The sequence below is a fragment of the Mycoplasma sp. 527 genome (assembly GCF_053851595.1).
Genome location: NZ_JBSQAY010000002.1, coordinates 189,276 through 211,030 on the forward strand (window position 1 = coordinate 189,276; position 21,755 = coordinate 211,030).

Sequence of the window (21,755 nt, forward strand, 5' to 3'; positions counted from 1 at the left end):
TTTATTTTTTAAAAAAGTGTTATTATTTTCTATTATATTGAGGACATATGAAAAAGACGTGCAAAATTAATAACCTAAGTCCAGAACAAAAGAATATAGATTTAGCTAAACAAAAACAACTTAAATCAGAAGAATATATAGCATTATCTAACGAGGAAAAAAAGCGAAAAAGTAAAAAGAATCCTTCAAAATTACCTTATGAAATAAATCCTTATGGAGTTAATTTCTTTAATGTATGAAAAAAGTTTCCTAAGAAAATGTTCTTTGTTTTTTGTTCAGCCATCTTATACAATATAGCTATCGCAACATTTTTAGCTAAGGCGGCAACGGTTGCAACTGGGGTTTCAGCTATAGTTCAAGCAATTACATTTACAGTTTCATCAACTGCACCATATTTTGCTTTTATTTATTTCTTTATGAATTTACCCTTAATAATTGCTTTTTGAAAGAAAAATTCACGATTATTTATGATTTTAACGACATACTGATTATTATGGCAAGTTGCGTTTCAATCGATATTATTAATTGGGCCAATTGGACATTTCTTTAATAAAATTTCGATTTATTATATTAATTGAATTTCTCCAGTTGATTCCCGTTTTACAAATGAATTTAAATCATTAATTCCTTGGGAATCATATGGAACTTATCAAAATTCATATCGTCATTTGTTCCAATGAATTAATACAAATCCAACATCTCAAGATGGTCTATATTTATTAAGCATTAATAATTCTTTAGAGGCAGGTGTAATCAAAGAGTTAGGATATATACATCAAATTACCCAGTCTCAATTTAACCAATTAAATCATTTTAAAAATATTATTGAAAATGGCTACGCCAATCCAACATGGCCTATTATTGTTTATGCCGTTATTGGTGCTTGTATGGCTGGATCGGCAAGTGGTATTTCATGAAAAAATTCAGCTTCTACTGCTGGCGGAGATTTTATAATTTATTATATTTCTAGAGTTAAACAAAAATCAGTGGGTCATATTTCAACAATTGTTGCCTTGATTTTTGGAGCATTCTCAATTGTAACAATTAGCATTGTTGAGTTATTAGGAGTATCATCAGATAGACCATTTAATATTGCAGCATTAATTTTAAGAATTTTAAGTTTTTTTGCATATGTTTTTATTTACATTTCATTTATTGATCTCATTTTTCCTAAATATCGTAAGATTAGAATTGAAATATATACAAAAAACCCAGACAGGATTATTGACCGTCTTAAAATTATTAATTATTGACATGGTTATAATATAGATAAGCTTACTGCCGGTTATACAAATACTGAAACTGTTAGAATTGAGACTTTTGCACTTTATTTAGAGCAAAATATTATTAAAAATGAAATCCTGTTAGCAGACCCTGCAGCATGGATGACTGTATCCAGAGTCCATAATATTATTGGAAAATTTGACACTTCAAGAGTTGAATCTTAATAATATCAAGAAGGTGATATAATCCCAAGTTTGGATAAAAAAACGATAAAACACATTCCGAAAGGAGTGTGTTTTATTTGAGTTTTTCAGTTTTAAGATTAAAAAATCATAAACCCATTTTAAATTAAGATATATTTATGATTTTCTTTAATTTTTTAACTATATTTTTTATATGTATTTTATTTGTTTGCTTGTTGCTTTTTAATTAACATTTCTTTCTTTTTATGTTTAGATAAAAATATTTCCGAAACTGCAATTACAATACTTGTAACTAGTATTAATGCTGTGAACACGGTAAACGTAACAAAATAGTTAATTTGATATGTTATTAGAGTTAATAATAAAATAATTAAAGACGATGAAATAACTTTAAAAATTAATGTTCATATTGTATTTTTTTTAAATTTGTCTTCTTTAAAAAGCAAATATGTATTTGTGTAAAAAATGGCAATAAATAGTGAGAAAAATAGTTGTTGCATACCTATTATTACTAAATAAATTATGTTTTTAATGTAATTACTAATTGATATAAATAAAATAGGAATAACTATTAGAATTACAATATTCATAGCTAATAAAATTCATCTTAGTTTGATATCTTTATTTCTTATCACTAAAGAAATTAGGCTTCCAATCAGGCCAAAAGATCCGAATATAATATTTAATATAAATGATCATTCTTCTGCATTAAATGAAATAGCTTTAAAAAATTGAGACATTCCCGCTGTTCGTGGAAAAAGAAATATTCCAACAATTAGACTACATGCAATAGTGTAAACTCATTTTCATATGTTGTAATTTTTGTTGTGTTCAAGTTGTAAATTGTCTACATTATTTTTAATAGTTGGTGTTGTTTGCAATGGCTCCTTATTTAACTTTAATATGAAGTATAAAATCCCTGATGCTAAATAAGTTATCATATTCATAACAATTAATGACCAAAAAGGTAATTTAGTAAATAATACAAATGAAAACATTGATGCCAATAGAAAAGCTAGCGCAGTAGCGATAGTCGTTAAAACGTTGTAAGTTTTTATATCTTTATTGTTATTTGATAAATAATATAAAACTGACTTAAGGGCTATGAATCTAAATGAGTGTATGATATTTAATATAATGTTAGTTATTAATAAAAATATTGAAAAAGCCTGGAGTGAATTATTTTTTATGAAGAAAAAAGAGCTAATTAATATGACCATTAGCACACCTACGCTAATAAAGTCAGTTGCTATAAGTATATTTTTTAGTTTTAATTTTGAAGCAATTTTTTTATTTAGTAGATATGAAATAAAGACCGGTATTTGAATTAGTAAATATAAAAGGGAAACAAGCCAAAAACTACTTGTGAACTTATAGATATAAATTGCTGTCCCAAGTTTAAAGGCCTCAGATCCAATCATTGAAATAATTAAAGAACTGGCATATTTTGTTTTATTAATCATTGTTTAGTTCCTTGTATAAAACATAAATTATTTGAATCATATGAATAATGTTTATGATGTTAATTTTAACATTTATATCAGTTTCTAAATACCCTGGAATGCTAATGATAAAATCAACGATTTCATTTTCTTGCTTGCAGGTTGCGGCTCATTCTTTACTTAAGGAAATTTTATAGGGAATGCTATATTTGCTAAGTATAGACAAAATCTTTTTAGTTTTAATGTTATTTTGGTTATCTGAATTTACTAAAATCCCTTGATTTTCTCACTTGCTATCATTAGAGATTTTTAAATTAAAAATATATTCATTATTTACCTTTTTATTATTTTTAATTTGGTAATTGTTAATAAACCAGTTTAGTATAAAAGAATTAATTTTACTATTTTGATTTTGTTCGACAAAATTAAAGTTATTTATTGAGTAAGAACTTCTATTGCTATCTTGGCAAGAGTAATCTGTCTTAAAAATTATATTTGTGCTTTTTAATTTGCTAAAACCCTTTGTTGCGTCAAATTCTTGGTATTCAGTAAAAAAATTTAAATAAAAGCTTTCTATTATTTTGCTATTGAAGTTTATATAGTCACTAATTTCTTTATCATTATTTATTTGTTTGAATATATGTTTTACCTTATTAAAAGTTTGCAACAAGTCGGGATCTTGAATTTCGAAGACTTCATATTCATTTTTCCATCATAAAAATTCCTTATATTTATAATAGATAAAAATAAGAGTTGAATTATTGATAAGGTTCATGATTAGGGTTTTATAATTGTTTAATTTGAAGTTATCTAGAAATGAGGTTAGATTATCAAGGTGATTTAAATCGCTTATTGTTGCAATGATTTTTTCCATCTTATCATTGTGTGGATAATATGATGACATAACATATGTAAGCATTAAGATTTTTCCAATAATCATAAAATCAGAATTTACAAAGTAAAGGTTGTTATCAATTTTGGTTAATCAATCAACATGAAGATATTCAAAAAGAATAAATTCAACCTTTCCAAATTCAAAATTTTCAATTGTTATAAGGTTATCATCTTCTCTTAGTAGCTTGAAGTCTCCAATTTTTGTAATATATCTAATAAATGCTCTTTTTGTTTCTAAATTTTCATTGTTAAAAAAACAAATATCAATGTCATTGGGATTGCGTTTAATAAGTTCATTTAACTTTAAAACAGCAGACCCTTTGATAATAATTTTTATATCTGTACTATGCAATTCATTGAAATCATCAACATATTTAGAAATATAATTTATTTTTTCTTTAAGTTCTATTTTTTTCATTCTTAAACCCCATTTAAATTTTGATAAATTAAATTATTGTAATACTTTTTTTAGTATGCGTTTTATTTTTTAAAAAAAATTAATATTTTTTGTTAGTTTATGTTGCCTGGTCGATAAAATAAGATTAAAAATCAGGGCTAACTTTAGTCCTGATTTGTACATTTTATACATTTAAATTATTCATCCTGGCCAAGTTCGCCTAGTTTACTAATTCTAATAAGATGTCTTCCGCCTTCAAATTCTGCATTTTCTCATGCATGAAACATGTTTAGAATTTCGTTATCTTTTAATAATCTTCCTCCCATACACAAGATATTTGAATTATTATGGGCTTTTGATAATCTCGCTTCTTCTTCATTTGTAACTCTAGCACATCTTATATCTTTAAACCGATTTAAAGCCATAGATATTCCAATTCCTGAGCCGCAAAAAGCAATAAGTTTTGTATTCTCTTTATTAAGATCTCTTTTTGTTTCCTTTGCAAATTCTATTCCAACATCGGTATACGAGACTGGCAACAATGAACTTGTTGAACCAAAAAGTTCTACTTTGTATCCTTCTTTTTTTAACTCGTTAGCGAGCTTAATCTTTGCTTCATGTCCAGCGTGATCACTAGTTATCTTTACAATTTTGTCCATAAAATTTACTCCCTTAAAATTAAACCGTCTTCAACTCTAATTATTTGGCTAGGCTTTTGACTCATTTCTCCAAAGTTATAAACATTTGTTATTTCAGGAAAAAGAATTTTTGCATTTTCGATATTTTTGCATACTGGACCATTTGATATATTGCAACTCGACATATATACTGGCCCATTTTTTTCAAGATATTCAAGTAGCAAGGGATGGTTTGGCATTCTAAAACCTTGGTCATTAACGATTAACGTTGTTGCGCCTGGTCAATATTTTTTAGCATATTGCTCAGCTTGCGGATTTCATTGTTTAAACATTCGTGCCTGGTGGATAGAGGATACTAAAATAATTAGTTTTTTATTTCTATCTCTGCCTTTTATTTCATAAATTAAATCTTTAGTTTCATCGTTAACAGCGCCGCCGATCCCTAAAACGGTATCAGTTGTTGATATAAATAATTTTTTATATTTGTTTGTCATACTTTTATTATATTACATTATGTTATCTAAAAGTATATAATAGTAATATGCCTGAATTACCAGAAGTAAAAGTGGTTGTTAAAAACCTAAATGAGGTCATTTTGTATAAAAAAATTAAGGACCTAGAAATTATTAAACCGCATCTTTTTAAGGAGTATTCGCCTTCAACATATAAGAATAATTTACGGGGGCATGAAATAACTCAAGTCAAAAATAAGGGTAAGCATATTATTTTTCAATTCGAAACCAACTTAATTTTGTTATCTCATTTAAGAATGGAAGGAAAATATCGTTATTATCAAAAACCACATGAGAACCATAAACATTTAGTTGCTAAATTTGTATTTGAAGATAATAGCGAGCTCCATTATCTTGATAGCCGAATGTTTGGCACATTTTACTTGCGCGATAGTGAAACATATGAAAAAAAATTACCTTTATCAAAAGTGGCACTCGAACCTAAAGATACTAACATTGAGGAACTTTTTGATAAATTGAAGGGTAGTGAAAGCTCTATTAAAACTAAGTTGCTGGATCAATCATATGTTGCAGGTTTTGGGAACATTTATATTGATGAGGCTTTGTTTGCGTGCGCTATACACCCGTTGAGTAAATCAAAAAATATCCCATTAGCTAAACTTAAAGAGATATTAGAAAAAGGCCAGGTTATTATGGATAAGAGCTACAAACTAGGGGGAACAACTATTCATACCTATGAAAGTTTTAATAACGAGATAGGTTCTTATCAAGATTATTTAATGATTCACAGCGATAGAATAAAGTCATGTCTAAAATGCCAAAATAAAACTATAAAAATTAAGGTCAATGGGCGTGGAACTTACCTTTGTCCAAATTGTCAAAAGGAGTATTAAAATATGAATCTATATTCATTAGAGATTGATTTACACGGTTTGACTAGTGATGAAGCATCTATTAATGTTTTGAACGCTTTATTTACTTTAGACCAAAATGAATTTATGGAATATGTAGATATTATTGTTGGTAATGGCACCAAAACCCTTCAATTTGCTATTTCAAATCTATTAGAAGATGAAAAATATGATTATGAATTTTTGAATTCTAATCATTCAGTTATTAGGGCATATAAAAAGAATTAATTTTATAAAATAGTATGAATAAATGTTGACTAAAAAGATATTAGATTCAAATAGTAATATTAGAATTTAGATTTTTTTACGCTTTAAATTTATTTATTTTTTTATCAACATGGCAACCTAGTTGAATTAGGCTAAACCTTGATAATTGTTTAGTTATCATAAAATGGTTGATTATTTTTATTATGTTTTATAATTTAATAATAAATAAAATAATCAATTAAATTTTTAAATAATTAATTTTTAATTACTAGGAGAAAAAATGGCAAAGAATACTTGAGAAATTGCTAAACAAGCAATTGAATCTCATGATAATATTTTTATATTTCATCATATAAGACCTGACGGTGATTGTTTGGGTTCACAGTTTGGTTTGAGAGAATTGATAAAAACTAATTACCCAGAAAAAAAAGTGTTCGTTTTTGGTGATAATATTGGTGCATTTCCATTCTTTGAATGAGATTTTGATAAATTTGAGGATGTACCAAAAGAAAATTTCAAAAACTCATTAGGCATTGTTGTTGATGCTAACTCATCAAATAGGATTCAATTTGCGCAATACATTCTTGATAAAAACTTTACTCATTTATTAAGAATTGACCATCATCCTGTTAATCCAGATATTGAATATGACTATACGTGAGAAGATCCAACATTTGCAGCAGCAGCTGAGCAAGTTGCTTATATTGCGATGATGTCCAACTGAAAAGTTACTGATAAGGCAGCAAAATATACTTATTTAGGTATTAATACAGATTCTGGAAGATTTCAATATGAATATGTTCAAAAAAGAACATTTGATGTTATGTCTTATTTACATGAAGGCAATAATTTTAGAGTATGAGATGTTAATTTTGATCTTGCTAAAAGGGATGAAAGAAAAGTTAGATTTTCTGCATATGTTTTATTAAATTATAAGAGTGATGGAAAGGTTTTATATTTTCATGTAACTAAGAAGATTCAGGAAAAATTTAATTTAAATGATAATGAAGCTAATGATGTTGGCATTTTAGCAAACATCGGAGATTGCAAAATTTGAGTATTATTTATCGATCTTCCCGACGGCAATATTAGAGCTAGAGTTAGATCAAACGGTATATGAATTAATCACATTTGTGAAAAATACCAACCTGGCGGTGGCCATGAAGTTGCTGCTGGAGCAACATGTCATTCTAGACGTGAAATGAAATCTCTAATTGAGGACTTAAAGGCTGAGGTTTTAAAAAATGATCAAAATTAGTTCTGAAAGATTAGAAATATTTAAAAAAATTGAAGATAAAATTAAAAAATACCAAAATATTGTAATCTTTCATCATATAAGACCTGACGGTGACTGTTTAGGTTCACAATTTGGTATGAAGCATTTAATTCAAGAAAATTTTCCTAATAAAAATGTTTATACTATCGGTGATTCCAAAGGAATTTATTCATACCTTGATTTTTCAATGGATAAATTGGAATTTAAGAAACTCGAAAATTCGTTAGCTATTATTGTTGATGCTAATTTTAAAGAAAGATTAGAGTGCCGTGAATATTTAGATAATAATCTGTTTGATGATGTTATTAGAATTGATCATCATCCTAATGATGACGACTTAAATGCTTCGTTGGTTTGAGTTGATAAGTACTCTCCTGCAGCGGCACAACAGGTTGCCGAAATTGCATATGGATTAAATTGAAAAGTTAATGCGCAAGCAGCAACATATTTATATTTAGGAATTTATACAGATTCAGTTAGACTTACAACTAACCTAACTGATGATAAGACAATGTTTTTAGTTGCTTGATTATGATCTCATAACGCTAATAAAGATTTACTACATGAAAATATGGCCAAAAAAACATTGGAGGATATTAAAATAAACGCCTTTGTTCAACAAAATATGAATATAAAAAATGGCGTTGTATCATTTTACTTTACCTTAAAGGATCAGAAGAAACTTGGGATTTATGACCCATTAAAAGCAAATCGACCTTTTTTGCTTTCCTCAATTGATGATAACAAGGCATGAGTATTTTTTACGCAAGAAAAGGAAAATCAAATTAGATGTGAATTTAGATCAAATGGTGCCTGCGTAAGAAACGTAGCTGTTAAGTGGGGTGGTGGTGGTCATCATCGCGCGTCGGGTGCTCAAATTAGCGACGCATTATTAATCCCCCAAATAGTAGCCGATTTGGAACATGAAATAACCATTTCTGAAAATTATGATAAAAATAATTAATCAATAATTTACTTTATTTTACCAAAAAAGCCAAGGCTCAAATCGTTATATATGATTCGGGTCTTTTTTTGTTTTAACATAGCTCAATTATAAAAAAACTGACCAAATATAATGGTCAGGTAATGTTGTTTATAAATTTCTAATTTTATTTAATAAAATATTTGTTATAAATGTAATCATCGGCAATGTGATATATTTTTCTTATATATTCAAAGTAGATTTTATACTTTTTATGGTCGCCTTTTCAAATAAATTTTTTATTAATTGTCTTTGAAAACTCAATTACAAGATATAGGTCAAAAAAACCATATTTTTTTATACCATCAATAATCATTTGTTCAATAAGCATTCTTACTTTTGGATGATTTATATCAATGTCTTTTTTATAATGTTTTTGTTCAATTAAAACAAAGGCACCAAAGTAGATGTTTAGACTTGATATTTCTTTATGATATTCTTCTAAAAATAAGTCGTGGGTGTTTTTTTCTTCTTCATCTAGCTCTACGCCCTCAAATATTTTATTGACATCAATTGCGTTTTTTGCGTATTTGTTTTCTGAAGCAATAATTAGAAATATTTTTATTATTATTAGGATAAATAAAATAAGCGAAATTGAGCCAAAGATATATGATGCTATAGTTCCTCCTCTGCCTATAGAACCAAAAACATGAGATGCAACTAAAAACAAAATAATTCCTATTGCTAAAAAAAGAAAAATAACTAAGTAGCCAATAAAATTAAAGATATTATCTTTTATTTTTTTCTTGTGATTTTCTTCCATTAAATAATTTCCCCTCTATAAGTTTTAAGTTTGTTATTTTTTAGATATCCTCTTCCCTCTTTTGCGATATATTTATCATTTAATTTAGTTGCGTCGGCACTAAAATTTATTCATACTTTCAATAATGATGCTCCAACGCCGTATGTATCTACCGGTGTATTTTCATCCTCAAATTCTTTAATTCTTTTAGCATTAAATCCTGATGAAACAGTTATTTTAACATGTTTTCCATTGTTATTATCTAGAGCTTCTCTTAATCTCTTTACTTGATTTTGGGTAACGCCATATTCTGCTTCTCCCTCAATAAACATTTTGTCAATTAATGCTTTCGAGGTGTCAATTCTTACTGCCTTGAGTTTTTTGCCAAATTCTTTTAAGCAGGCAAGTGAGTCTGAAATAACGTCATTATGAAAATCAACAAGAGCATAAAGGTCATCATTTGGAAATGTTTTATGGTAAGCCTTAATTGCCTTAACAATATCTCCTTCAAACATTTGAATTAAGGCATGTGGCATACTGCCAAACGTATGCTTTAGGTCGTAATTGGATGATGCAAGAGTAGAGTGGTTATATATTCCACCAACTTTAAGAGCATACGCATCATTTAGCTGGTTTATATAATGATCCGATCTATCAGCCATGCTTACAACATTTTTTCCATTAGCTGCCTTAATAACATTGTGTGCATTTGTGGCAATTGAAGTTTGCCGGGCAAGAATACCATCTATAATGCCTTCTCAAATGCCAAAATCATAGTAATGTCCTTCTAGTTCAAGTACGACTTCTCTATTATGTATTATTGACCCTTCTTCAAGATATCTTATTGTGTATTTAGACGTATCAGTGTTTTTACACAACAATTTAATGACCTCATTTATCCCACATAATTTTACATTATTGTGGCGTTGAAAAAATTGTAGTGTTACTGTCTCATTTTTGCGGTATTTCTGTGAAATTTTTTTGGTCTTAAGAAAATATATCGAGATATAGTCTTTTAGTTTCATTATACCTTCTTTATTTATAAAATGAATTACATTTTTTGGTTAGCAAAATAAAAATTAATATTAAAATTATATATTATATTGTGATTAGGTAGAATAACTTTAGGAGTTATATTATGGAACAAATTGATAAATCTGAGAATAATTATGTTGGCAAATTGTATAAGATGCAGTCATGAGCTAGCATTTGTTTTATTGTTTTTTTGTGTGCATTTATTAGCATTTTATTGGCTATATACCTGAATGGCAATGAAAATAATTATGGAAAATGAACATCTAATCCGGTTTATATTGTAATAACAATTTTATTTATTTTTAGTATAGTTTTCGTTGTTAGTTCATCTATTTTAGGATTGAAATATGCTAAAAAAAACAATAATGCAAGACTACATATTTATTTCTTATTGTCTGCAATATTTATTATTCCCTTTTTGTCGTTATATTGTATGATAGTTTCTGCTATTAAAATGTATGATTTGCATCAAAAAATAAAAAAAGAAAAGCATGGAAACAAATTAAAAAAATAGACTATAAAAATAACGAGCTTTCTTAAAAAAGCTCGTTATTTTTATATTTAAATTATTTGAATAGGAAAGGTTGCAATTTATTTTTATATCATCTTGTTTTTTGAATGTAATGAACAGCAACGTGTTGAAGAATTGTAAATATACCACCTATTATTCAGTATATTTGCAAACCAGCACTAAAAAATATCCCTATAAAAGCAAATATAATTGGAATTAGAAATGCCTTTTTATTTGATTTTTTTATTGCAGCCCGTTGATAGGCGTCAGCTTGAAGTGATTTCTTCTTCTTTAGTTTAAGAATTTTAGGCATAAATTGAGCTATTAATTGAACTGCAATTGATAGAACAACAATTGGTAAATATTGGAGCTCACCAATTTTAAATATTCTATAAATCGAAGTAGCTGAAAGCTGTATTGTATATAATGTGGATTGTTTAATTTCTGGAGAAGTTGAAATTATTCTAAATACAACAATTAATATTGGGAGGGTTATAAATGATGAGACAAGTTGTGAGAGCGGTGAAATTTTTTCTTTTTTGTATAATTCACTAATTTCCATTTGCTTACGTTGGTTCATTTGTTTATCGCCCTTGTAAGCATCATATTTAGCTTCAATCTTTGCTTTCTTTTGGTTTAATTCTTCCATCTTACTTGCGCTAAATATTGTTTTAGTTGTAAGGAAGAAAGTGATAATTCTAACAAAAATAACTGTGATAACCAACGCCAGTACCACGCTTCATCCAGTAGTTCCTAACGGTCTAATTATGGAGTTCATAAACTGAGCAACTGGATATACAAAGAAGCCATAAAAAGGACCTTGTTCCCAGTGCTCTTTATAGGTAGTTATTGGCTTGTTGGGTACAAATGCATCTGAGGCCATTAATTTAAATTTTCAGGCATCAGGAGCATAATTTCCTGCATCATTGATTGAGGAAAAGTTAAATACGCTGATTTCCCTACCGATTTTTTTATCATTTACCTTAAATAATGATTCATTTAGAGAGGTTAATGAAGCATAGTTTTTCATAACAGATGAAACCGAAAGAAAGATTTTATTTAATTCTTTACCTTCTTCTTCGCTAATTCCCTTTGCGGGACCTATTGAATTTTTATAACTAAGAATGAAATTGTTCCATTCGCTAATTAAACTATATTTATCTAACGCTCTTAATTGAGAAATACTTTTTCCTGATTTTTTAGAGATTGCCTTGGCGAAATCAGATCTATTATTATCTTGGTCTACTCAAATCTTAAATGTTTCTGCTAATAATGTTGTGTATATATCCGCTAGAAAAACGTTATAAACATTTGAACCATTTACACCAGTTAATTCAACTCTTGAGAGGTTTAAATCTTTAACGTGTGAATAGTCAGTGACAAATTCTGTTCTTGTTTCATTTGAACCGGGAACCTTAACTTTTTTCTCATATGTTTCAAAAACAATTGAGTTAGGTAGGTAAATATCGGTTAATTTACTTACAGGGGTATATGCTTTTGTTTTTCCTTCACCCTTACTATTACCAAAATTAAGATAAATGTTGTTTAAACCATTACCGTAGATAACACCTCTATGCCCATCTTCGTTTTTTATTTCGATGTTAGAGATATTTTGTCAATCATCTGGCTTGTTTGATAAAGCGGCATTGTCATTTTTTGGCTTTTGTAATTGCAATGCAAATGATGTACCACCATATATACCATATTGTCCACCGGTTTGAGCATCTTGTTTTCTTAACTGATTAATCTGTTCGTGATCTTCTAGGCCAAGATAAGTATTTGCAACTATACCGGTTTCTGTATTGATGTTTGGAACATAGAATTCATTGCGATCTTTATTCCATCTTAGTGTTGCGATGTTTGGTGAAACATAGTCGTTCTTTGTATATATTTCTTGTCCTGAACCAACTTTAGTTCCCGATTTTGTTGCAATTGATTGCACGCAACCTACTAGGCCGATAGAAATAATGATGAATATTAGAACAACCCTAATTCATTTTCAAACTTTTTTTCAGACAGCCTTTGGTTGCTTATCAATAGGAGATTGGTTAATCCGAAAAGAATCATAGTGCTTAGAACTACTTCTTTTTGCCATCGGTTATCCTTTCATAGATTTTGTGAATAGCTTTGTTTTTTTCCTCTCAATTGAGATGGAGAAAATTTTTTCTTGCTATTATAACGGTGTCGTAATTAATTTGACTTATGTCCATTTTTCTTAGAATCGATCTGATCTGATTGCGGTAGTGATTTCTTTCAACAGCATTAGCAAACTGCTTTGGAATTGAAATTCCGCATCTGAAAAATTGCGACTTAGTAAAATAAACAATTAAATTTCGTGAAATGACTTGATTATGTCCATTAAGAATTTTTTGAAATTCTCAATTTTTTTTAACAGTATTTTTTTTATTCATAATGCAAAATTATTAATTTAAAGTTAAAACAAAAAGCATCAAATTATTTTTCATCTGATACAGTTAATTTATGTCTTCCCTTTGCACGTCTTGCTGCAAGAACTTTACGGCCATTTTTTGTTTGCATTCTAGCCATAAAACCATGCACCTTAATATGTTTACGTTTTTTAGGTTGGTATGTTCTTTTCATTTTTCTCTCCTTTTCAAAAATATTTATTATGTAAAAATACTTATATTATTTTACCAAAAAAGCAAAAATCCCCCTTGCATTTTATTAATTATTAATTAATAATTTACTTTAGTATTATTTTATGTCTTTTAGCTAACCTCTAATAAAAGTTTTTAACAAACTACTCATTTAAGTATCTTTATTTGTTGATAATTTATTTTATTATTTTTTTCAACTTAATTTAAGAAAGAAAAATAATAATAGAACTGTTAATAAAATGTATGTAAATACATTATGTTTAATTAAAAAAAATAGTTTTGCATCAATTTAAAATATAATTTATATTTATATGAAATACCAAGAAGCTCAATTGAATCTAAATGTAGAGAATAAAATACTTCAAAATGAACTTAAAAATAACTCTAGCGATGAAATGGTTTATGAAACTTTTTTTTCTCGTCTTCAACTAATTAGTACCGATGAAAATAATGCTTATATTTTAGCACCGACATATATTATTGATTATGTTAAACAAACATATCTTCAAACTATTCAACGAGCAGTAATTAATACACTAGAAAAAAAATTAGTAGTTGTTTTGATTTCATCTATAAATGAAATAAAAAAGATCATTGATAATGAGGAAGCTCATAAGTTCATTAATTCTGAAAAGATAACTAATGTTAAAAATGATTTAACGTTTAGCAATTATTTTATTGGCAACTTTAACAAAATAACTTTTAAGGCGGTTAAACAAATTTGCAATGAATATAACGATAGTTTTAATCCCTTGTTCATTTATTCGAGTAGCGGGTTAGGCAAGACACATTTATTGCATGCTATTGGCAATGAATTTAAGAAGAAAAATAAAACATGTTTATACATCAATCCGGACAATCTAACCCGGAAGTTAGTGGAACAACTTAAATCAAGAAATCAAGAGCAAATTAATAAAATTGTTGACGAACTGACTTCTTATGATTGTTTAATGTTTGATGATGTCCAACAATACGGTAATAAAGAAAGTACCTTAAATGTTTTATTTAATATTATTAACACAATGAAGACACAAAAAAATCAAATTATTTTTTGTGCTGATAAGCAACCGAACCAACTTGGCGGCTTTGAGCAAAGATTCCTGACAAGATTTGAGGGTGGGCTAATAACTGAAATTAATGATTTAAGTGTTGAGGATGTTATTAGCATTTTAAAATTTAAACTTAAAGAGAATGATGTAAACCCTGATTTATGAGAAGAGGAATCATTTAGATATATAGCAAGAAACTTTTCTTCATCAATTAGAGCGCTTGAAGGAGCAATAAGTCGCATAAAATTATTTGCTGATGGTGATGATTTCTTTACATATGATTTAAGGACAATTCAAAATATATTTAAAAATGTGACAAAAGCTGCTGAAACAATAACCCCTGAAAAAATTATTGAAACAGTAAGTAAATACTATGGCATTGATAAAAAGAAAATATCTAGCCCAACAAGAGTTAAAGAAGTTGTAATGCCTCGAAAAATAGTTATTTATTTATTGAAACATAATTTTGATTTTACTTTGAAGGAAATAGGTAAGATTGTCGGGGATCAAGCACACTCTACTGTTATTGCTTCTTTGAACTGAGTTGATGCTAATTTACAAAGTAATTCTGCTATAAAAACTGCTATTGAAAAAATTCAAAATACATTAAAAAAAGTAATATAACAATTTAAGGAGTAAGATTTCATGGAATTAAAGATTAATAAACTTTTATTAGATGCTGCTATCGAAAGGGTGGCAAAAGCAATAGATGCCAATCCTTTTATGCCAGAATTAAAAGGCATATTACTTAGTGCTGAAGGAAATAAAATTACATTAATTGGATCAAACGGATCAATCAGCATTAAACACGACATAAATGTATCGCTTGATGCTGAAATTATTCTTCCTGGCAAAATTCTTGTTGATCTTTCATTATTTAGAAACATAGTCAAAAAATTAGATAACGATATTATTTTGAAATCAAAGGAAAATACTCTTGAATTAATCACTGAAAACGAACGTTTTTCAATAAATTTATATAATCTTTTTGAATATCCAGTTATTGATTTTTCTGTTTATGGTGACCAAGTCAAAATTAGTTGACAAAAACTTAAAAATATGGTAAAAAATGTTTCTGTTTCAGCTTCGACACTTGAAACAAATATTATTTTATGTTGTATCAATATATCTGCTCAAAATAACCAGTTTAAATTAGTTGCAACTGACAAATACCGTTATGCCGAAGAAATTGCTGAAATTGCTGATGATGTTAATTTTAATATATCAATACTTGCTAAGAATTTAAAGGATGTTTTGAATTTTGATTATAGTGGTGATGTTATTTTGAATATTTCAGATCAAAAAATATTATTTGAGTTAGACGGAACAGTGATCGAATCAAAAGTCGTTGACCAAGTTTATATTGACGTATCTAGAATTATTCCGAAATCATTTGCTTATGAATTGATTATTACTAAAAAGGAGTTAAATAGTTTATTAAACAAGGCATCGGTTATTATTTCAGAAAATTATAATAAGATTAGATTACATATTAATGACAATATTTTAACAATATCTTCCACACGTGATGAGATAGCTAATGCCGAGATTAAAACACAAAAATTTAGCTATAATGATAGTGAGCTTAAATTAGCGTTGAATTCAAAATTTTTAAAAGATGCTATTCAAAGTTTTGATGATGAGATAAAGTTATCATTCACTGCTGATAAGATGCGAATTGTTATAACATCACAATCAAATCCTAAACTTTATCATTTAATTACACCGCAAAGAGGTTTTTAATGAAAATTGAAATTTACGGAAGTGAAATTAAATTAGGTCAATTTCTCAAAAAAATAAACCTTTGTCGCACCGGAGGAATGGCTAAAATATTTTTGTCATTTCACAAGGTGAAAATAAACGATAGAATTCCTAAAGGCCGAAATGCTACTATTAGAGTAGGCGACACAGTTTGAATTGATGATCAAATCTATTTAATAAGAGAAGCGATTAATGAATAACATCCTAATAAGTATCCAAAATTAAAAACCAACGGAAGTTGGTTTTTAAAAATTTAATTAAATAATTTCTACTTATTTTCAGAAATATTTATGCATTTTGATTGTTGAAGATTTTTATTTTTGCGGCTTATGTATTTAATTCTATATACTGCCTTTCAAAAAGCACATAGGGCAATTGGAATAACAAATCCTAAAGCAAAAATTAATATATCTAAAACAATAATTATTCCTTTATTATTTCCTTTATAAAAGAAAGGATTTTTAAAATCTAGAAATGTATAAATAATAACACCATGATTTTCCTTAATTTTATTAAATGTTGCAAAGTACAAAATAAATGCAAACATGAAGTATCCAAACAAAATTAGCATTGCTGTTAAAATTGTTTTAAAAGTTATTTTTATTTGTTTTTTAATTAGAAATAAACCAATAAAACCAAGGGTAGGATTAATTGCATGAGTTGTTAGGGATTTGATTGCATTAACTCAATTTTCCCATGTTTCTCTTCGATATGAAATTAAGGTTCAATAAATTAAAAAAGTAACTGTAATTAATACAACAGAGATAAAAAACATTTGTTTTGCTTTTTCATTTTCTGGTTTTAGCGCCACTGAAATTAAGGTTGCAGCTAATAAAAAGTTTGATAAATAGGTAAAATAAAATAATGATGAAAAACGTTTAAAAACTAAATATAAAGTTGGTATTTCATTGTCAAAATTGTCCTTTTCTTTGTATGAAAGAATATTAAGGATCAAAAAACCCAGTGATGTTAATCCCACAAAAATGCCAAAAATTAAGTTAATAGTATTGTTTTTGCTAAGTTTATTTTTTGCTTCTAGCATATAATATACCTCCATAATTAACTGTGTAAAATTATAATAAAATAAAATTTTCATATTACTTAAAAAAATAATTATTAACTTTAAAGTGCTATTAAAGTAATATTGCAAAATAAGTGTCTCTAAAAATGGCAAAAACAGGTAATTTAGTTTATCTAATTTATTTTCTAAATGTGAATATGAACAAAAATTAAAAAAAAAATTAATTTAATATAAAATATTAAAGATACTGTTTTACAAAATTAAGGAGATAATAATGCCAGGAAGAGATCAATTAACAGGTCAAAAACCATTGAGTGGAAACAAGAGATCACATGCTTTGAATACCTCAAAAAGAACATTTGACCTTAACTTGCAAAAAGTAACTGTTTTAACTGAAAATGGCACAAAGAAAACTGTTAGAGTAACAGCCAAAAATGCTAGAACTTTAAAAAAATACGGTTTAGTAGCTTAATTCATATGTATAATAAGTTCTTGGAATTCCCAAGAATTTTTTATTATAAATTATTATATTATAAGGAAATAAAATGAAAAAAATTAGCCTATTTGTTGTTGCTGAAAAAGGTGAGATAGATATTTTAAATAATATTTTCTTTTTAGAAGATAATTTATTTGAAAATGAGAATACAAGCTTACATTTGTGCTTATCAAATTATTCAAAAAAAGAATTTGCATTATTGTATTGCGGTGTTGGTAAGGTTAATTCCTCATTTAGCTTAACACAAAGCATTGCTAAGTTAAAAGAAAAAGATTATCAGGTTGAAAAGATTGTTAACATTGGGCCGGCGGGTTGCATTTTAGATGTTAATGTTGGCGATGCTTTTATCATTGAAAATTCATATTATTTTGATGTTGATCTGACTAAATTACCGAATTACAAGCTAGGCCAATTACCTAATAATCAATACAAGTTTATGACAAATTCCATTTTATCTAAGGAAGTTAATAGCATTTTAGGTCTAAAAAACACTGATTTATTGTCGGCTGATAAGTTTTTTTCTAAAAATGATATTGAAAAAATTAAGGATAATTTTGAAAATATTGGGATCTTAGATATGGAGGCTTGTGCTTTAATACATTGCGCTAATTTATTAGGAATAAGAATTGCTGTTATAAAGGTAGTGTCAGACTTCTTGCATAAAAATGAAAATTTTTATATTACTAAAAAAAGTGTATGAAAAGAGAAAATATTTTTAATTTTTAAACAATTATTGGAGGAGTTATAAAATAAAATGAAATACGTAGACGTCCATACTCATCCTTTTAAGGAATATTATGATGAACCATATAGTGTTATTTTAGATTGAAAGAAGCAAGATATGGAAAAGCTTTTTATTGTAGGCACTTCGAAAAATGATTCAGTTGAAGTTATTAATTTATGCAAAAAAGATAAAGAATTTTTACACCCGATTATCGGGATTCATCCTACTGAAGCAGTTGGAAGTAGTGATGGCAATTTTATTGAGTCTATCATCAATGATGATGTTATTGCTATTGGTGAAATTGGACTTGATTATCATTATGATAATTCTCCAAGTAAAGAAATTCAGAAGGAAAGTTTTATTTCACAATTAAATGTAGCTAGAAAACATGGCATTTCTGCAATGCTTCATGTTCGTGAAGCCTTAGACGATGCTTTTGAAATAATTAAGAATTCTGAATTTAATGATATAAATATTATTTTTCATTCCTTTAGTGGGGATCTTGATTTTGTTAAGAAAACATTGCCTTATAAAAATATATATTATTCAATTTCTGGCGTAGTAACATTTAAAAATGCAAGAGCTTTACAAGAAGCTGTTATTAATATTCCTATTGATAGAATTTTGTGTGAAACAGATACACCATATTTAGCGCCAACACCGATGCGCGGTAAACCAAATATTAGTCCATATGTCAAATATACATACCAATTTATTGCCAATCTTAAGGGCATAGATGAGGAGTTACTTGTAAAGCAGGTAAGACTAAACATTAGAAAGGTTTTTGGTATATAGAAAATGCAAATAAGGGCTAAAAAAAGTTTTGGGCAAAATTTTTTAATTAATAAAAAAATTCAACAAAAAATCGTTGAATCAGCTGACGTGGAAAATGAAAACGTTATTGAAATTGGGCCCGGTTTGGGGGCGATTACAAACTTGTTGATTGATAAGGTAAAAAGTCTTGAAGCATATGAATTAGATAAAGATTTATATGATATATGAATTAACAAGGAAGTACCAAAAAATATTAAGTTTTTAAATAAAGATTTTTTAGATGCTGATTTGGTCTCAAAATTTAAAAAAGTCGTTGTCGGTAATATTCCTTATAATATTACATCTCCCATTATATTTAAATTAATTGATAATTATAAATATGTTAAACATGCTGTTATAATGGTGCAAAAAGAAGTGGGGGATAGATTAATTGCAAAGCCTAATTCAAAAACTTATTCTAAATTAAGCGTTGCGCTTCAAAGTATTGCTAATGTTTCAAAGGTTATTGTTGCAAAATCTTCTGATTTTAATCCCAGTCCAAAAGTTGATTCGATGGTTGTAAGAATTGATTTTGCTGATAATATAGATTTTGAATTATCGCCCTTTTTAGATTTTTTAAAATTATGTTTTCAATTCAAGAGAAAAACATTAGTTAATAATTTGATATTAAAATATAATAAAATCACTGTTTTATTAATATTAAAGAGATTGAATATTCATCCAATGTCTAGACCTGAAAATATTGGTGTAAATGACTATAAAAAGCTCTTTTTTGAGTTTTTAAATTGTTTTTAATCAAAGTTATTAATAAAAAAAATATATGCTTTATAATTAAATTATATTTCATAAAAAAAATATATTAGCATGCAACCCACAAGCATGCTTTTATTTTTTATTTTAATACATTTTGATCACTTTATTTAATATAAAGAAGTACCTATTAAACATATAAATTATGTTTTGATATATATGTAGCAATAATTTTTATTGCTTTATTTTATATTTAAAACATTAAGAAACTGGGTTTGAACCCAGTTTAGTGTTTTAAAATCTTAACGATAAGCAGCTTAGTCCGCCATCTAATTTTTTATATTCAGATGTATCACAAGTAATAACCCTGTAAATTCCTAAATCTTGAATTGCTTTTAGAGTATGTGGATATCCTTCTGGTACAATCACTGTCTCATTAACTCAAATGCAATTAGCAGCATATGCTTCGCTTTTATCAACAATAATTTGATTAAATTCTTTAAATGTTGGGTAGTGTATAAATTCCCCAGAAATTAACAGATTATTATGTTCTAGATAATTAACGCCAGTCTTTAGATGTAGCATTTCTGTCATAGGAACTGGAATGCATTTTTTTCCTACACTAGCTAAAATATTATGAAATTGTCGAATGCCTTCGCGGTTTGTTCTATCAGACATACCAACGTAATAAGTATCCTTAACCATCATAACATCACCACCGTCGAGCGTTCCAGGGGCTTCGATTTTAAAAATGTGGTCTTTGTCAAAGAATTTTTCTAGATATGTCAGCATTTCATGTTTTTCGCCATTACGTGATGCTGCACCAGGATTAGATAATATTGCAATTTCTCCTGTAACAATTACAGCTGTATCTTCAACAAAGCATGAGTCAGGAAAATCTTCATTTTTTGGACAAATGGTAACATTTACGCCGCAGCTTTTTAAAGCATCAATATATTTTTCGTGTTGAATTAGAGCTAGACTATAAATTGGCTTCCCTAATTCAGGAGCCGATGTTATTCCCATTGTCATTGAAGAAGCTGGTGTCTTAACTATAACATTTTTAAATTTATCTTTCATTTGATCTTTCATTTTTAAGTACTCCTAAAATTAAGTAGTTGTGAATTAATTGTATTTTATTCACAATTTAATTTTATCTAATGAAATAAATAAAAAAACGCATTCGCGTTTTTTTGGTCATTTTATTGAAATGGCGCGCCCGGCAGGAGTCGAACCCGCAACCTCTTGGGCCGTAACCAAACACTCTATCCAATTGAGCTACGGGCGCATTAAATGGAGCCACCAACCGGATTCGAACCGGTAATCAAGGTGTTGCAGACCTATGCCTTGGCCATTTGGCTATGGTGGCAACACTATATATTGCTTTATAATTATAAACTTTTTATTATTTTTTTTAACAATATTTGTAAATTCATTAATTAGCATGAAAAATGAGCCACCGATATTTTGAATTTGTTTAATTATACATTTTGCATAATTTCTAATAAAAAAATAGCTCTACTTTAGGAATAGAATAATTTATTATAAAATTACAATTTTATTTATATCTCTTCTTATTTTTTTATAAATCTTCATTAATTGATCGCATTAAATCTATTTCTCTTTG

The 21,755-nt window shown here is 27.6% G+C and carries 24 protein-coding genes and 2 tRNA genes; 13 read left to right on the plus strand and 13 right to left on the minus strand.

All coding sequences use genetic code 4. The features are described from left to right. The first annotated feature begins 47 nt into the window (after positions 1-47). Positions 48-1,448: a hypothetical protein gene (locus ACWXVQ_RS01770; RefSeq protein ID WP_456013387.1), complete on the plus strand. Its 1,401-nt coding sequence runs from the start codon at positions 48-50 to the stop codon at positions 1,446-1,448. A 179-nt stretch (positions 1,449-1,627) separates the two neighbouring features. Here ACWXVQ_RS01770 and ACWXVQ_RS01775 read toward each other — a convergent pair whose 3' ends face one another. The 4 genes from ACWXVQ_RS01775 to ACWXVQ_RS01790 all read right to left on the minus strand — a co-directional run bounded on the left by ACWXVQ_RS01775 (position 1,628) and on the right by ACWXVQ_RS01790 (position 5,292). Continuing rightward, a complete protein-coding gene (locus ACWXVQ_RS01775; RefSeq protein ID WP_456013389.1) occupies positions 1,628-2,890 on the minus strand; it encodes a hypothetical protein in 1,263 nt (420 codons plus the stop codon). Further along, entirely contained in the window at positions 2,883-4,181 is a 1,299-nt protein-coding gene (locus ACWXVQ_RS01780) for a hypothetical protein (protein WP_456013390.1), read from the minus strand. The genes ACWXVQ_RS01775 and ACWXVQ_RS01780 overlap by 8 nt, the downstream gene beginning before the upstream one ends. 176 nt (positions 4,182-4,357) lie before the next feature. Further along, on the minus strand, positions 4,358-4,819 hold the full coding sequence (locus ACWXVQ_RS01785; RefSeq protein ID WP_456013391.1) for an RpiB/LacA/LacB family sugar-phosphate isomerase: 462 nt from the start codon (positions 4,817-4,819) through the stop codon (positions 4,358-4,360). A 5-nt stretch (positions 4,820-4,824) separates the two neighbouring features. Next, on the minus strand, positions 4,825-5,292 hold the full coding sequence (locus tag ACWXVQ_RS01790; RefSeq protein ID WP_438340576.1) for a Sua5/YciO/YrdC/YwlC family protein: 468 nt from the start codon (positions 5,290-5,292) through the stop codon (positions 4,825-4,827). A 47-nt stretch (positions 5,293-5,339) separates the two neighbouring features. Here ACWXVQ_RS01790 and mutM point away from each other — a divergent pair, with 47 nt between their 5' ends. From mutM to ACWXVQ_RS01810, 4 genes are all read left to right on the plus strand, one after another. Further along, on the plus strand, positions 5,340-6,164 hold the full coding sequence (gene mutM, locus ACWXVQ_RS01795; protein ID WP_456013393.1) for a DNA-formamidopyrimidine glycosylase: 825 nt from the start codon (positions 5,340-5,342) through the stop codon (positions 6,162-6,164). A 3-nt stretch (positions 6,165-6,167) separates the two neighbouring features. Then, on the plus strand, positions 6,168-6,410 hold the full coding sequence (locus ACWXVQ_RS01800) for a Smr/MutS family protein (protein WP_438340578.1): 243 nt from the start codon (positions 6,168-6,170) through the stop codon (positions 6,408-6,410). A gap of 259 nt (positions 6,411-6,669) precedes the next feature. Next, positions 6,670-7,647: a DHH family phosphoesterase gene (locus ACWXVQ_RS01805; RefSeq protein ID WP_438340579.1), complete on the plus strand. Its 978-nt coding sequence runs from the start codon at positions 6,670-6,672 to the stop codon at positions 7,645-7,647. Beyond that, positions 7,634-8,629, plus strand: a complete 996-nt coding sequence (locus ACWXVQ_RS01810) for a DHH family phosphoesterase (protein WP_456013395.1) — start codon at positions 7,634-7,636, stop codon at positions 8,627-8,629. The genes ACWXVQ_RS01805 and ACWXVQ_RS01810 overlap by 14 nt, the downstream gene beginning before the upstream one ends. Positions 8,630-8,774: 145 nt before the next feature. On the opposite strand, the gene ACWXVQ_RS01815 is transcribed toward ACWXVQ_RS01810, so the two are convergent. Together ACWXVQ_RS01815 and ACWXVQ_RS01820 are read right to left on the minus strand one after the other, a co-directional pair. Beyond that, positions 8,775-9,410: a hypothetical protein gene (locus ACWXVQ_RS01815; protein WP_456013398.1), complete on the minus strand. Its 636-nt coding sequence runs from the start codon at positions 9,408-9,410 to the stop codon at positions 8,775-8,777. After that, positions 9,410-10,414 (minus strand): nicotinate phosphoribosyltransferase, encoded by a 1,005-nt coding sequence (locus ACWXVQ_RS01820; RefSeq protein WP_438340582.1) that lies wholly within the window; start codon positions 10,412-10,414, stop codon positions 9,410-9,412. The genes ACWXVQ_RS01815 and ACWXVQ_RS01820 overlap by 1 nt, the downstream gene beginning before the upstream one ends. Before the next feature lie 113 nt (positions 10,415-10,527). Here ACWXVQ_RS01820 and ACWXVQ_RS01825 point away from each other — a divergent pair, with 113 nt between their 5' ends. Further along, a complete protein-coding gene (locus ACWXVQ_RS01825; RefSeq protein WP_444704973.1) occupies positions 10,528-10,938 on the plus strand; it encodes a hypothetical protein in 411 nt (136 codons plus the stop codon). 52 nt (positions 10,939-10,990) lie between these two features. On the opposite strand, the gene yidC is transcribed toward ACWXVQ_RS01825, so the two are convergent. The 3 genes from yidC to rpmH are packed head-to-tail and all read right to left on the minus strand — an operon-like array spanning position 10,991 to position 13,536. Beyond that, on the minus strand, positions 10,991-13,030 hold the full coding sequence (gene yidC, locus ACWXVQ_RS01830; protein ID WP_438340584.1) for a membrane protein insertase YidC: 2,040 nt from the start codon (positions 13,028-13,030) through the stop codon (positions 10,991-10,993). Continuing rightward, positions 13,014-13,346 (minus strand): ribonuclease P protein component, encoded by a 333-nt coding sequence (rnpA, locus tag ACWXVQ_RS01835; RefSeq protein WP_438340585.1) that lies wholly within the window; start codon positions 13,344-13,346, stop codon positions 13,014-13,016. Before rnpA ends, yidC begins: the two co-directional genes overlap by 17 nt. 43 nt (positions 13,347-13,389) lie before the next feature. Next, positions 13,390-13,536, minus strand: a complete 147-nt coding sequence (gene rpmH, locus ACWXVQ_RS01840; RefSeq protein ID WP_002881399.1) for a 50S ribosomal protein L34 — start codon at positions 13,534-13,536, stop codon at positions 13,390-13,392. A gap of 328 nt (positions 13,537-13,864) precedes the next feature. On the opposite strand from rpmH, the gene dnaA reads away from it, so the two are divergent. Genes dnaA through ACWXVQ_RS01855 form a run of 3 tightly spaced genes read left to right on the plus strand, consistent with a single transcriptional unit; the run spans position 13,865 to position 16,563 of the window. After that, a complete protein-coding gene (gene dnaA, locus ACWXVQ_RS01845; protein WP_438340586.1) occupies positions 13,865-15,226 on the plus strand; it encodes a chromosomal replication initiator protein DnaA in 1,362 nt (453 codons plus the stop codon). 21 nt (positions 15,227-15,247) lie between these two features. Further along, entirely contained in the window at positions 15,248-16,345 is a 1,098-nt protein-coding gene (gene dnaN, locus ACWXVQ_RS01850; protein ID WP_438340587.1) for a DNA polymerase III subunit beta, read from the plus strand. Further along, positions 16,345-16,563, plus strand: coding sequence for an RNA-binding S4 domain-containing protein (locus ACWXVQ_RS01855; protein WP_438340588.1), 219 nt, complete (start codon positions 16,345-16,347; stop codon positions 16,561-16,563). The genes dnaN and ACWXVQ_RS01855 overlap by 1 nt, the downstream gene beginning before the upstream one ends. A 68-nt stretch (positions 16,564-16,631) precedes the next feature. On the opposite strand, the gene ACWXVQ_RS01860 is transcribed toward ACWXVQ_RS01855, so the two are convergent. Continuing rightward, positions 16,632-17,405, minus strand: coding sequence for an MAGa3780 family membrane protein (locus ACWXVQ_RS01860; RefSeq protein ID WP_438340589.1), 774 nt, complete (start codon positions 17,403-17,405; stop codon positions 16,632-16,634). Positions 17,406-17,658: 253 nt separating this feature from the next. On the opposite strand from ACWXVQ_RS01860, the gene rpmB reads away from it, so the two are divergent. From rpmB to rsmA, 4 genes are all read left to right on the plus strand, one after another. After that, positions 17,659-17,856 (plus strand): 50S ribosomal protein L28, encoded by a 198-nt coding sequence (gene rpmB, locus ACWXVQ_RS01865; RefSeq protein ID WP_438340590.1) that lies wholly within the window; start codon positions 17,659-17,661, stop codon positions 17,854-17,856. Between the two features lie 73 nt (positions 17,857-17,929). Beyond that, positions 17,930-18,628: a 5'-methylthioadenosine/S-adenosylhomocysteine nucleosidase family protein gene (locus ACWXVQ_RS01870; protein WP_456013400.1), complete on the plus strand. Its 699-nt coding sequence runs from the start codon at positions 17,930-17,932 to the stop codon at positions 18,626-18,628. Between the two features lie 6 nt (positions 18,629-18,634). Next, the gene (locus tag ACWXVQ_RS01875; RefSeq protein ID WP_455994884.1) at positions 18,635-19,399 is read left to right on the plus strand and encodes a TatD family hydrolase; all 765 of its coding nucleotides are present in this window, start codon (positions 18,635-18,637) and stop codon (positions 19,397-19,399) included. Positions 19,400-19,402: 3 nt separating this feature from the next. Continuing rightward, positions 19,403-20,173 carry a 16S rRNA (adenine(1518)-N(6)/adenine(1519)-N(6))-dimethyltransferase RsmA gene (rsmA, locus tag ACWXVQ_RS01880; RefSeq protein WP_456013401.1) on the plus strand — a complete coding sequence of 257 codons (771 nt, stop codon included), beginning with the start codon at positions 19,403-19,405 and terminating at the stop codon, positions 20,171-20,173. A gap of 249 nt (positions 20,174-20,422) precedes the next feature. Here rsmA and ACWXVQ_RS01885 read toward each other — a convergent pair whose 3' ends face one another. The 3 genes from ACWXVQ_RS01885 to ACWXVQ_RS01895 all read right to left on the minus strand — a co-directional run bounded on the left by ACWXVQ_RS01885 (position 20,423) and on the right by ACWXVQ_RS01895 (position 21,497). Continuing rightward, positions 20,423-21,220, minus strand: coding sequence for a dimethylarginine dimethylaminohydrolase family protein (locus ACWXVQ_RS01885; RefSeq protein ID WP_455994123.1), 798 nt, complete (start codon positions 21,218-21,220; stop codon positions 20,423-20,425). A gap of 119 nt (positions 21,221-21,339) precedes the next feature. After that, a tRNA-Arg gene (locus ACWXVQ_RS01890) sits at positions 21,340-21,416 on the minus strand. 6 nt (positions 21,417-21,422) lie between these two features. Next, a tRNA-Cys gene (locus tag ACWXVQ_RS01895) sits at positions 21,423-21,497 on the minus strand. Positions 21,498-21,755 lie beyond the last annotated feature (258 nt).